The following is a 12,549-nucleotide window of genomic DNA, read 5'->3' as shown; positions in this document are numbered from 1 at the left end:
AACTCCATGGCCAGCGAACTCATCAAACACGTCACCGACGCCACATTTGAAGCCGATGTATTGCAGTCTGCGCAACCCATCCTGGTGGACTACTGGGCTGAGTGGTGCGGCCCCTGCAAAATGATCGCGCCCATTCTGGACGAGGTGTCTGCTACCTACGAGGGCAAGTTGCAGATCGCCAAGATGAACGTGGACGAAAACCGCGACATTCCAGCCAAGTTCGGTATCCGCGGTATCCCCACATTGATGTTGTTCAAGGACGGTCAATTGGCTGCTACCAAGGTAGGCGCACTGAGCAAAGCGCAACTGACGGCCTTCATCGACCAGCAACTGGCCTGATCCGCCTTTCACTCCTGCGACCGTGACACTGCAGCACGGTCGCAATTTCCTGTCATAATATTTGTGTTCACCCGCCGGATTGAAGGCGGTCAGCCAGATCAGGCTCAGGACACCGAGGCCAAGCACACGGTCTTGCCTCAACCCCCACTCCCCTGAATTTTTCGAACCAACCCTGGTTTCCTTGCCGATTTCCGGTTAACGCCCTGACGGGACCCACTCCATGCATTTAAACGAACTCAAAGCACTGCACGTGTCCGAAGTGCTCAAGCAAGCAGAAGAACTTGAGATTGAAAACACCGGCCGCATGCGCAAGCAGGAGCTGATGTTCGCCATCATCAAGAAACGGGCCCGTGCCGGCGAGCAGATCATTGCTGACGGCGTGCTGGAAATCCTGCCGGACGGTTTCGGCTTCCTGCGTAGCCCCGACACCAGCTACACCGCCAGCACGGACGACATCTATATCAGCCCCAGCCAGGTGCGCCGCTTCAACCTGCACACCGGGGACATGATTGAAGGTGAAGTCCGCACACCGAAAGACGGCGAACGTTACTTTGCGCTGAACAAGTTGGACAAGGTGAACGGCGGTCCGCCCGAAGGCAACAAGCACAAGGTCATGTTTGAAAACTTGACCCCCTTGTTCCCCAAGGTGCAAATGCGCTTGGAGCAAGATGGCCTCAAGACCGACGAAAACATCACCGGCCGCGTGATTGACATCATTGCGCCCATCGGTAAGGGCCAACGTGCTTTGTTGGTTGCACCACCCAAGAGTGGCAAGACCGTGATGATGCAGCACATCGCTCACGCCATTTCCGCCAACTACCCCGACAGCCACATGATGGTGCTGCTGGTTGATGAGCGCCCCGAAGAAGTGACCGAAATGCAGCGCACCGTCAAAGGTGAGGTGATTGCCTCCACCTTCGACGAACCCGCAGCGCGTCACGTGCACGTTGCCGAAATGGTGATCGAGCGAGCGAAGCGCCTGGTAGAGCTCAAAAAAGACGTGGTGATCCTGCTGGACTCCATCACCCGTCTGGCCCGGGCTTACAACAACGTGGTTCCATCTTCCGGAAAAGTGTTGACCGGTGGTGTGGATGCGAATGCGTTGCAGCGCCCCAAACGCTTCCTGGGTGCGGCCCGTAACGTCGAAGAAGGCGGCTCACTGACCATCATTGCAACCGCACTGGTGGATACCGGCAGCCGTATGGACGAAGTGATTTTTGAAGAGTTCAAGGGCACCGGCAACAGCGAAGTGCATCTGGACCGTCGCCTGTACGAAAAGCGGATATTCCCGTCTATCCAGCTGAACCGCAGTGGCACCCGCCGCGAAGAATTGCTGCTTCAGCCGGAAATTCTGCAAAAGACCCGCATCCTGCGCCAGTTCCTCTACAACATGGACGAGATCGAATCCATGGAAATGGTGCTCAAGCAAATGCGTGCCACCAAGAACAACAGCGAGTTCTTCGACATGATGCGTCGGGGCGGCTGATACGGACTAAGCTATAATTTAGGGTTTTCGCGACAAGTACGCCGAGTTTTTATATTGCGCAGGGTTTGCGCAAGGACCGGCGCGGCTAGCGCAACTGATGGAGAAGAGTATGAAAGAAGGCATTCACCCCAACTACCGCGAAGTTTGCTTCCAGGACATGTCCAACGGCTTCAAGTTCGTGACACGTTCTTGCGCCAACACCAAGGAAATGATCAAGATGGAAGACGGCCGCGAGCTGCCACTCTTCAAGTTGGATACCACCAGCGAATCCCACCCCTTCTACACCGGCACCCAAAAGTCGGTGGACAACATGGGCGGACGCGTGGAAAAATTCCGCAACCGTTTCGGCAAGACCGCAGCGAAGTAAGCTCAGTTCAGGCTCCGGCCTGGGTTGGTATAAAAGCAGCACGGAATCCCGGGCTGCTTTTTTTTTGATTTAAACCTGTTTCCCGACTGATCCGCGTGAACCTACCGAACCCCGCCATCGTTGCGCAAGCCTCTGTCAGGCGACTCCCGCGTCCCGCACTGATTCTGTTGTGTCTGGCCTTTATCGGTGCAGGCTTTATCGGTCGTGATGCATGGCGGACAGCCGACTTGAGCGCTCTGGGATTCATGGCAGCGCTCGCACGCGGGGACGCATCCTGGATCCATCCGACGCTACTCGGCATCAAGCCGGAATTCCCTGCACTCCTCCCTTATTGGATTGGAGCCTTGGTCTTGAATTGGACACCAGCAGGATGGCCGGCAGACTTCTGGGTTCGGGTTCCCTTTGCGCTCTTGTTGACATTGGCTTTTGTCGGAACTTGGTACGGCAGCTACTACCTCGCGCGCACTCCTGCAGCCCAGCCAGTCGCTTTCGCGTTCGGCGGAGAAGCCAAACCTACCGACTATGCGCGTGCCATGGCAGATGGAGGCCTATTGGCATTTTTGGCATCCCTGGGTCTGGCGCAACTCGGACACGAAACCACACCTGCACTCGCGCAACTGGGATTCAGCGCGCTCCTGTTTTATGCGCTCAGCGCACTTCCCTACCACCGCACCGCACCCTGCGTCAGTGCAGTCTTGGGACTAGCCGGATTGGCTTTGAGCGGGGCACCTGCCCTGTCACTAATGTTCGGGCTGGGCGGCGCTTGCATTCACGCCATGGACAAACGCACGGGTGCAGGAAATGACGCAGTCAAAAGCTACATCACCCTCGAAGCCATAGGCCTCGCGACGGTCTCCGTCATCACTGCCGTCTTTGCTTGGAAGCTGGGACTTTGGAGTTGGAAGGTGGAGTGGCCCGCCCTGACTTGGGCCTATTGGAATGGACACATCCAATTGCTGCTCTGGTTCACATGGCCTGCCTGGCCCTTGGCGCTTTACAGTGTCTGGCGTTGGCGCAAGCAACTGTTCAATCTGAACATCAGCCGGCACCTCTCGTTGCCATCCTGGTTTATCGTGACCAGCGTAGGCACCATGCTGCTCTCAGGAGCTCCGGATCGGACTTTGCTATTGGCACTCCCCGCTTTCTCAGCCATGGCTGCCTTTGCATTGCCTACCCTACGCAGACAAGTTGCGGCATTGATCGACTGGTTCACCTTGCTGTTCTTTACAGGGTGTGGAGTGATCATCTGGGTCGTTTGGATTGCGATGCAAACTGGTACCCCGCCCCAGCCGGCAGCGAACGTGACCCGTTTGGCGCCGGGCTATGAGGCGAGCTTCCAGATACTGCCCTTCTTGTTTGCATTGGGTGCCACTTTGGCCTGGGGATGGTTGGTTCGGTGGCGGGCGGGACGTCATCGCGCAGCGATCTGGAAAAGCCTGGTGCTTCCCGCTAGCGGAGCGTCGCTGTGCTGGCTATTGTTGATGACCTTGTGGATGCCCTTGCTGGACTATGCGCAAAGCGCGCGCACTATGGTGCGGCAAGCGACACAAATTGTTGCCCGTGACCAATGTGCCCAAGTGCTGAACCTCGATACCGCGCAAATTGCGGCGCTCCAGTGGTATGGTCAGCTCAACCTGCGCCCTGCCAGTGAAGCCGCAGCATGCGAATGGCTGCTGACCGAACCGGGAGCCAACTCCGAAATTTCATCCATCGTCGACCGATCGGTATGGGCACCGCACACTTTGGTGCAGCACCCTGTGGCCAACTCGGAAATGTTCTGGATCATGAAGCGCCGCTAAACGCCCGGAACCTTGGCGAACCTCGGACCTATTGAGGACGGACGCGTGCCGCCCTGAACCGCAGCGTGAAGGTAGAACCCCGTCCGGGAATGCTTTCAATCAGCAATTCAGCACCATGGCGCTGTGCCACGTGTTTGACGATAGCAAGACCCAGGCCTGTCCCCCCCGTATCCCTCGAACGGCTTCTGTCGACCCGGTAAAACCGCTCGGTCAAGCGAGGTATATGTTCAGGCGCGATTCCCGGCCCCGTATCTTGGACCGAAAGTTCGCCTTCGCCTTCAGCCGTTTTATGCCAATGGACCCGGATACTCTTATCTGCCGGTGTGTAACGGATGGCATTGCCGATCAAATTGAAAACCGCACTGTGCAACTCAGACGGTGAACCGGTAACTGCCACGGCATCCGACACCAGAAACTGAATGTCCTGCGGCTTGCCCCAGACCAACGACGACAGGTTGTGGGCTTCCTGTTTGCACTGCTGCAACAGCTGCACCATGTCCACGAGATCTGAGCCTGAAGGCGCAGGGCTCCCCTCCAAGCGGGAAAGCGTCAACAAGTCGTTGACCAGACTCTGCATGCGCGACGCTTGCTGGGACATCAAGTTCAAGTAGCTCTGCCGCTCCGACTCATCCAGGGGAAGCGTCTGCAGGGTTTCAACAAAACCAGCGAGCACCGTCAAGGGCGTACGGATTTCGTGAGACACATTGGCCACGAAATCCCTGCGCATGGCCTCCGCCTGCTCCAAGGCCGTAATGTCACGGGACAGCAAGAGGTTGCGCCCCTCCCCGTAGGGATGCAGGTGCACGGACAAGCGCACAGGCTTCGAACCTGTGCTTTCGCGACCCGGCATCACCAGGCCTTGTGAGAAATCCTGACCGGAGTAATAGGTGGCGAAACCAGGATCACGAACCAGATTCCCGAAGTGCTGAAGCATGTCACGACGTGCATCAAAGCCGAAATGCTGCCCAGCCATCTGGTTAAACCATTCGATGCGACCGTTTGCATCCAGCAGAACAACACCGTTCGGAGAGGCTTGCAGCGCAGCCAAAAAATCCTGGAGCTTGGTTTCTCCTTCGGCCACGCGACGCTCACGGGAACGCATCTGACGGCGCGTGCGGTCTGCCACCTCATTCCAAAAACCATACCCGAGGGTCAACTCCGTGGACTCGCCCGACTGCAGCCAGCGCATGAGCTTCGCACCACGCACCGCATCGATCAACAACCAGAAATAACTGCCCACAAGAATGCCGACCACAGCACCCCAGACGGGAGAATACTTACCGGCAAGCAGATAGCCGAGGACAGCCCCCAGCGCCTGCAAAAGCAGGAACGACAGAACTCGAAAAAACATTCGTGAACTGTAATCGCTCAGGCGCTCGCCCGGGCAGCAGTCTGCACAACAGTTTGAACCGGAATGGCGGGCTTTGCCGTCAAGCGATAGCCTGCACCGCGCACCGTCTCCACCATGGGACCGGCGTGCGCCAAAGCTTCACGTAAACGTTTGACGTGCACATCCACAGTACGCTCTTCGATGTAGACGTGATCACCCCAGACGTTGTCCAGCAGTTGCGCCCGGCTATGCACCCGCTCAGCATGTCCCATAAGGTAATGCAACAGCTTGAACTCTGTAGGGCCCAGCTTCAGAGGAGTGTCTTCAAATGAAACCCGGTGTGTCGAAGGATCCAGCGTAAGGCCCGCAATCGTGAGCGCCTCACCGGCGCTCTCTGGCGTACGGCGGCGCAAGACTGCGCGTACACGGGCCAGCAACTCCTTCGTGGAAAAGGGTTTCGCAATGTAATCATCCGCCCCTGCGTCCAAGCCGGCAACCCGATCCGCCTCATCACCACGGGCTGTGAGCATGATGATGGGGACCTCTTTGGTTCGAGCGTCAGCACGCCAGCGCTTGGCCAAGGTCAAGCCGCTTTCGCCGGGCAACATCCAGTCCAGAAGAATCAAATCCGGCACGCCCGCATCGATCTCGCGCTGCGCAGAGTCACTGTCCATAGCCCAACGAGGCCGGAACCCGTTATGCCTAAGATTCACTGCAATCAACTCAGCAATGGCCGATTCATCTTCGACCACCAGAACGGCGGGCATGGTTTTCATTTGACGACAGACTCGATTTTTTCCATGGTCGAGTGACGCACATCTTCACCCTTGACCACGTAGATGATGAACTCGGCGATGTTCTTGGAGTGATCGCCGATACGCTCGATCGCCTTCGCCAGGAACAACAAGTCCAAGCTGGGGGAAATCATGCGCGGGTCTTCCATCATGTAGGTCACCAGCTTGCGCACGAAGCCATCGAACTCGGCATCGATCAGGTCGTCTTCTTTAAGAATAGACACTGCAGCGTTCACATCCAAGCGGGCAAATGCATCCAGCGCCTTGTTCAACAAACCGGAAGCCAGGTCGGCGGCGACGCGCAGCTCCAAGGAAGGCAAAGAACGGGGTGCGCCACTGTGAATGATGGAACGCACCATACGAGCGATCTTCTCCGCTTCATCCCCCACACGCTCAAGGTTGGCAGTGGTCTTGGAGATGGCAATCAATAAACGCAGATCGCGGGCAGTCGGTTGGCGACGGGCGATGATGCTGGAGAGATCACGATCGATTTCCAGTTCCATGGCGTTCACGCGAGCTTCGCGGGCTGTGACTTCGTCAGCCACTTCCACGCTGAATTGCGACAGTGCGTAGATTGCCTGGCGGATCTGGGATTCAACTAACCCACCCAGCTCCATCACTTGCGACGAAACCGAGGTCAGTTCGCTGTCGAACTGCGTTGATAGGTGTTTATCTGGCATGGGGTCCTCTCCTTGCTTAGCCGAAGCGGCCTGTAATGTAGTCTTCTGTTTCTTTGCGGGTCGGCTTGAAGAACATTTGTTCTGTAGGACCGAACTCGACCAGATCGCCCAAGTACATGTAAGCGGTGTAGTCGCTGCAACGGGCCGCTTGCTGCATGTTGTGGGTCACGATCACCACGGTGTAATCGTTCTTCAATTCCACAATCAGCTCTTCCACCTTGGCAGTAGAGATAGGATCCAACGCAGAGCAAGGTTCGTCGAGCAACAAGACTTCTGGCTTGATCGCGATGCCGCGGGCAATGCACAAACGTTGCTGCTGACCGCCCGAGAGGCTGGAGCCGCTTTGGTGCAACTTGTCTTTCACTTCAGTCCACAGCGCGGACTTGCGCAAGGCCCATTCCACGCGCTCTTCCATGTCGGTGGAGCTGAGGTTTTCGAACAACTTCACACCGAAGGCGATGTTGTCGTAAATGGACATCGGGAACGGTGTGGGCTTCTGGAACACCATACCCACCTTGGCACGCAGCAAGGCCACGTCTTCCTTGCTGGTCAGCAGGTTCTGGCCGTCCAACAGGATCTGGCCTTCCGCGCGCTGCTCGGGGTAGAGCTCAAACATGCGGTTGAAAATGCGCAACAAAGTGGACTTGCCGCAACCGGAGGGGCCGATGAAGGCGGTCACGCGCTTCTCCGGGATCTCCATGTTGATGCCCTTGAGGGCGTGAAACTTGCCGTAGTAGAAGTTCAGGTCCTTGACAGAAATCTTGGACTTGGTGGGGGCGCTAGGTGTGTTCAACATACAGGTAATCCTTTCAACGTCAGTGCGCGGTGCGCATCAGGCTTTGGAGCGGGTCAGTACCCGCGCCAGAATGTTCAGTCCCAAAACAGCCAGGGTGATCAGGAACACGCCTGCCCAAGCCAGCTGTTGCCAGTTTTGATAGGGGCTCATGGCGAACTTGAAGATAGTCACCGGGAGGCTGGCCATGGGCTCGCTCAGGGAAGACGTCCAGAACTGGTTGCTCAGCGCCGTGAACAACAAGGGCGCTGTTTCGCCGGCAATGCGGGCGACCGCCAACAACACACCGGTAATCACACCGGCACGGGCCGACTTCAGAGTGATGCTCAGAATCACTTTCCACTTGGGCGCGCCCAATGCATAGGCCGCTTCACGCAAACCTGCTGGAACCAACTGGAGCATGTTTTCCGTGGTGCGGATCACGACCGGGATCACGATCAGGGACAAGGCCAGAATGCCTGCGTAGCCGGAGAATGACTTGAACCGCGATACCACCACGGCATAGACAAACAAGCCGACCACTATAGAGGGCGCAGACAAGAGGATGTCGTTGACAAAACGCACGGTGGCTGCCAGCCAGCTCTTGCTGTCGAACTCGACCAGGTAAATACCGGCCATCACGCCGATGGGAGTGCCTACGCAAGTAGCCAGAACCACCATCAACAAAGAACCGTAGATGGCGTTGGCCAAACCACCGGCCTCATTGGGCGGCGGAGTCATTTGCGTCAGGGTCGCGATGGACAAGCCACCCAGCCCCAGGCGGACTGTTTCCCAGAGGATCCAGAACAGCCAGAACAAGCCGAACGCCATGGCGGCCAAGGCCAGCGCCGTTGCGACCACGTTGACGCGCTTGCGATACGCAAAGCGCGCGGTACGGATTTCAGACAAAGTTGCGCTCATGACTTGGCTCCTTCCGACTTGCGCAATTGCGCCAGCAGAAGCTTGGACAAAGAGAGGATCACAAAGGTGATAAAGAACAGCACCAGACCCAAGTACATCAGTGACGCTTGGTGCAAGCCTTCACCGGCTTCGGCGAATTCATTGGCCAGTGCAGAGGTAATGCTGTTCGCTGCCTGGAACAGGCTGAGCGAATCCAGTTGGTTGAAGTTACCGATCACAAAGGTTACTGCCATGGTCTCGCCAATGGCACGCCCCAAGCCCAACATGATGCCGCCAATGACACCGGTCTTGGTGTAAGGCAAAACCACCTTGGATACGACTTCCCAGGTTGTGGCCCCAAGACCGTAAGCGGACTCTTTGAGCATGGGTGGGGTCACTTCAAACACATCACGCATGACGGATGCAATGAAGGGAATGATCATGATGGCCAGAATAATGCCGGCCGACAAAATGCCGATACCCACGGGTGGACCGGAGAAAAATGCGCCGACGTATGGAACGCCAGCCGTCCAGGCTTGAATGGGTTGCTGCACATAGGTGGCCAACACCGGGCCGAACACCAAAAGCCCCCACATGCCGTACACAATGGACGGCACGGCAGCCAACAACTCAATGGCAGTGCCCAAGGGACGCTTGAGCCACGCGGGTGACAACTCTGTCAAAAACAAAGCAATACCGAAGCTGACGGGGACCGCAATCAAAAGTGCGATCAACGAAGTTGCCAAGGTGCCGTAGATCATGACCAAGCCACCGAAATCCTCTTGTACGGGGTCCCAAGTGGTGCTGGTCAAAAAGGAGAGTCCGTACTTGCTGATCGCCGGCCAGGCGCTCATGGTCAGAGTAACCAAAATGGACACCAGCAGGACCAGGGTGACTAGAGCGGAGGCTTTGGCCGCCCAACCGAACATGCGGTCAGCCAGAGGCCCTGAACGGGCACGTTTCATCGGGGGTGGTTTTATCATGACGCGGGAAGATTGTTGAACAGTGTTCTGACTCGGGGAATCCCCATGGACGAGTGTAGATGACATGGGGATTTCCTCCGTCAGTGTCAATTCAACAGCGGCTTACTTGAAAGCGATGGGCTTGCCAGCGCCATCCTTAATTTCGCCCCAGGATTTCTGGATGGCGGCAACCACAGCTGGAGGCATAGGCACGTAATCCAAATCTTCAGCAGCCTTGGCACCGTTGGTGTAAGCCCAGTTAAAGAACTTGAGGGTCTCAGAAGCGTTAGCTGGCTTGTCTTGTTTCAGGTGCATCAAAATGAAGGTAGCACCGCTGATAGGCCATGCATCCTTGCCGGGCTGGTTGGTCAAGATCTGATAGAAGGTCTTGTTCCAGTCAGCGCCTGCAGCCGCTGCCTTGAAAGTGTCGTCTTCAGGCTTCACAAAGTTGCCGGCAGCGTTTTGCATGATGGCGTAGTTCAGCTTGTTTTGCTTGACGTAGGAGTACTCCACGTAACCCATGGAATTGGGCAGGCGTGCCACGAATGCAGCCACACCTTCATTGCCCTTGCCACCTGCGCCTACAGGCCAGTTCACCGCTGTACCTTCACCCACTTTGGACTTCCACTCGGCGTTCACTTTGCTCAAGTAGTTGGTGAAGATGAAGGTGGTACCCGAACCGTCCGCACGGCGCACTTGGGCAATAGGAGCGTCTGGCAGATTCAAGCTGGGGTTCAAAGCCTTGATGGCAGGATCGTTCCACTTGGCCACTTTACCCAAGTAGATGTCGCCCAACACTTGGCCGTTGAGCTTCAGGGTGCCGGGTTCAATACCCTTCACGTTAATCACGGGAACCACACCGCCCAAAACGGTGGGGAACTGCATTTGACCTTTGGACTTCAAAACGTCGTCAGTCAGGGGAGCGTCAGAAGCGCCGAAATCCACGGTCTTGGAGTCGATTTGTTTGATACCACCACCGGAGCCGATGGACTGGTAGTTCACCTTCACGCCAGTGGCCTTGTTGTAGTCAGAAGCCCACTTGGAATAGATCGGTGCAGGGAAAGAAGCGCCCGCACCGGTGATTTCCTGAGCAGTGGCGAAACCGGAAGCAGCCAGAGCAGCACTTACTCCGGCAGCCAAGGCGATGCGTTGAAATGTCAATGTCATGGGAAGCCTTTAGACGTAGGGTTGGAAAATTCGAACAGGTTGAACTTTAAGAATCTTTTATGACAAGTATGTGACGAAGCGCATCCAATGCAAAGGGGCAAGCAAAGGAGCTTCGCCAAGCCCGATTTTCAAACTTTTGTCACAAAACTGACGCAAAAGATACTTACGCTCTGCGGTTTTCAACCTTGGAGCCCGCCATGTCCGTATTCGCCCTCTCCCGCCGCACACTCATCGTCGCAGCCACTGTCCTGGCCGGCTTGAGCGGTTGCGCCACCGTGTCCCAGCCCGTCAGCGTGGCTGACACCATCGCCCGCACCCCTTCTCTGAGCACCCTGAACTCCCTGGTGTCCAAAGCCGGACTTACAGAAGCGCTTAAAGGCGCGGGCCCATTCACCGTGTTTGCGCCCAGCAACGACGCATTCAAGGCTGTGCCAGCCAAAACCCTGGACGAACTGGCCGCCAACCCCGAAAAACTCAAGGCCGTACTGACATTCCACGTGGTGCCGGGCAAGCTGGCTGCTGCGGACATCAAAAACAGCAATGTGAAATCGCTGAATGGCGCAGTTCTCGCAGTTTCCAAGGCCGGAACTTTTGTCACCGTAGAGAACGCTGCCGTGACCGACGCTGACCTGCTTGCCACCAACGGTGTGGTGCACGTGGTCGACACCGTGTTGCTGCCGCCGGCGAAATAAGTCTCAAAGCAACAAGCAAATGAGCTGCTGGCGCACATAGAACGTGCGCCAGCAGCTATTCTTTTTATAGCAATCCAATTACTACATGTTCCAGACGTCGTACCGCCTGACCCGCCGCTCCCTGCTCGCCCAAATTACCCTGGGCAGTTCTGCCCTTGCAGCGCCTGCCGCTTTTGCCCAGGGCAACAAGGCAGCTTCCGCTTCCAATGGCCCCGTGGTTGTGCAAGTGGTGGACGTGTCAGCCTCACAAATCGACGTTTCCCGGGACTTTTTGGTCGGATCCCGCGCTGCCTGGCAGGACCTGAATGCGCGCGGGGGCCTCCGTAACAAGGCGGTACGTCACATGGTGCTGGAAGTGGATGGCAGCGCCAAGTCCTTGCGGGGCGTGGCGGACGCGCTCAAGGGCATGAACGAATGCGTCGCAGCCGTCGGCACTGTGGGCGACAAAGTGGCTGCCCAGTTGGCTGCTGTATTGCGACGCGAACTGCCCGATTTGCCCCACGTAGCGCCTTGGCTGCACAACCCCGGTGATGGCGCCGATAACACCTTCAGCATTTTTGCCACACGGCAGGAGCAGATTGCCTACGCCATCAAGTCGCTCTCTGTCATGGGCGTGCAGGAAGTTGGCGCCGTGTATGGCAGCACCTCGGAGTTGGCCACCTACCGCGAAGACGTGGAGCGTGCCGCCACCGAGCTCAAGCTCAAGGTCCGAACCTACGCGCCCACGACGACCCTGGACAGCTTGGCCACCACTCTCAATGCCCAAAGCCCGCGCATCCTGATTTTTCTGGGCGGCACGCCGGAACTGGCCCAATTCGCCCAAGGTATCGAAAAGCAAGCCGCTCAGCGCTACATCATCGCCATGTCGGATGTGAATGTGGTCGCTTTGCAGCAATTGGGCGTGTCACGCTTCACCCCCGTGATCGCCACCCAGAGTGTGCCGGCCGTGAACAGTAACCTGCCCATCGTGCGCAACTACCGCGAAGTGCTCGGCCGCCTGTATGACGAGCCGCCCACCGCCCAAAGCCTGGCCGGCTTTGTGTCGGCACGCTACTGTGCTGAGATGCTCCAGACGGTAGAAGGCAGCCTGAACCGCCCCAATGTGTTTCAGGCCTTTGCCAAACGCCAACCCTTGGAACTCGCGGGTTTGCGACTGAACCCGGACACCCGCAAACGCACCGGTGTCCTCGTCACCCAAAGCATGTTGGGCGCAGACGGCAAAATAGTGGGCTGAATCTCTACCCCTGCTTTGCGCAGGGGT

Annotated in this window: 13 protein-coding genes; 6 read left to right on the top strand and 7 right to left on the bottom strand. The window is 57.1% G+C overall.

What is annotated here, in order from left to right; genetic code table 11:
- Positions 1-6: 6 nt before the first annotated feature.
- The 4 genes from trxA to RAN89_RS10090 all read left to right on the top strand — a co-directional run bounded on the left by trxA (position 7) and on the right by RAN89_RS10090 (position 3,991).
- The gene (trxA, locus tag RAN89_RS10105; protein ID WP_087497083.1) at positions 7-339 is read left to right on the top strand and encodes a thioredoxin TrxA; all 333 of its coding nucleotides are present in this window, start codon (positions 7-9) and stop codon (positions 337-339) included.
- A 220-nt stretch (positions 340-559) separates the two neighbouring features.
- A complete protein-coding gene (gene rho / locus RAN89_RS10100; protein ID WP_087497082.1) occupies positions 560-1,825 on the top strand; it encodes a transcription termination factor Rho in 1,266 nt (421 codons plus the stop codon).
- A 109-nt stretch (positions 1,826-1,934) separates the two neighbouring features.
- Entirely contained in the window at positions 1,935-2,192 is a 258-nt protein-coding gene (locus RAN89_RS10095) for a type B 50S ribosomal protein L31 (protein ID WP_066705893.1), read from the top strand.
- Between the two features lie 95 nt (positions 2,193-2,287).
- Complete coding sequence (locus tag RAN89_RS10090; protein ID WP_313866204.1) at positions 2,288-3,991, top strand: hypothetical protein; 1,704 nt, start codon at positions 2,288-2,290, stop codon at positions 3,989-3,991.
- A gap of 28 nt (positions 3,992-4,019) precedes the next feature.
- On the opposite strand, the gene phoR is transcribed toward RAN89_RS10090, so the two are convergent.
- From phoR to pstS, 7 genes are all read right to left on the bottom strand, one after another.
- Positions 4,020-5,342, bottom strand: a complete 1,323-nt coding sequence (gene phoR, locus RAN89_RS10085; RefSeq protein WP_313866203.1) for a phosphate regulon sensor histidine kinase PhoR — start codon at positions 5,340-5,342, stop codon at positions 4,020-4,022.
- Positions 5,343-5,359: 17 nt separating this feature from the next.
- The gene (phoB, locus tag RAN89_RS10080) at positions 5,360-6,097 is read right to left on the bottom strand and encodes a phosphate regulon transcriptional regulator PhoB (protein WP_313866202.1); all 738 of its coding nucleotides are present in this window, start codon (positions 6,095-6,097) and stop codon (positions 5,360-5,362) included.
- Positions 6,094-6,795, bottom strand: a complete 702-nt coding sequence (gene phoU / locus RAN89_RS10075) for a phosphate signaling complex protein PhoU (RefSeq protein WP_087497078.1) — start codon at positions 6,793-6,795, stop codon at positions 6,094-6,096. The genes phoB and phoU overlap by 4 nt, the downstream gene beginning before the upstream one ends.
- A 16-nt stretch (positions 6,796-6,811) precedes the next feature.
- A complete protein-coding gene (pstB, locus tag RAN89_RS10070) occupies positions 6,812-7,591 on the bottom strand; it encodes a phosphate ABC transporter ATP-binding protein PstB (protein WP_087497077.1) in 780 nt (259 codons plus the stop codon).
- A 36-nt stretch (positions 7,592-7,627) separates the two neighbouring features.
- Entirely contained in the window at positions 7,628-8,488 is an 861-nt protein-coding gene (gene pstA / locus RAN89_RS10065) for a phosphate ABC transporter permease PstA (protein ID WP_313866201.1), read from the bottom strand.
- Positions 8,485-9,450 carry a phosphate ABC transporter permease subunit PstC gene (gene pstC, locus RAN89_RS10060; RefSeq protein WP_313869373.1) on the bottom strand — a complete coding sequence of 322 codons (966 nt, stop codon included), beginning with the start codon at positions 9,448-9,450 and terminating at the stop codon, positions 8,485-8,487. The genes pstA and pstC overlap by 4 nt, the downstream gene beginning before the upstream one ends.
- Positions 9,451-9,552: 102 nt before the next feature.
- A complete protein-coding gene (gene pstS, locus RAN89_RS10055) occupies positions 9,553-10,596 on the bottom strand; it encodes a phosphate ABC transporter substrate-binding protein PstS (protein ID WP_313866200.1) in 1,044 nt (347 codons plus the stop codon).
- A 197-nt stretch (positions 10,597-10,793) separates the two neighbouring features.
- Between pstS and RAN89_RS10050 the strand changes: the two genes are divergently transcribed.
- Both RAN89_RS10050 and RAN89_RS10045 read left to right on the top strand, forming a co-directional pair.
- Positions 10,794-11,288 (top strand): fasciclin domain-containing protein, encoded by a 495-nt coding sequence (locus RAN89_RS10050; RefSeq protein ID WP_313866199.1) that lies wholly within the window; start codon positions 10,794-10,796, stop codon positions 11,286-11,288.
- Positions 11,289-11,373: 85 nt separating this feature from the next.
- On the top strand, positions 11,374-12,522 hold the full coding sequence (locus RAN89_RS10045; RefSeq protein ID WP_313866198.1) for an ABC transporter substrate-binding protein: 1,149 nt from the start codon (positions 11,374-11,376) through the stop codon (positions 12,520-12,522).
- Positions 12,523-12,549 lie beyond the last annotated feature (27 nt).

The sequence above is a fragment of the Rhodoferax mekongensis genome (assembly GCF_032191775.1).
Lineage (GTDB): Bacteria > Pseudomonadota > Gammaproteobacteria > Burkholderiales > Burkholderiaceae_C > Allorhodoferax > Allorhodoferax mekongensis.
This window is presented reverse-complemented; position numbering and strand designations above follow the sequence as displayed.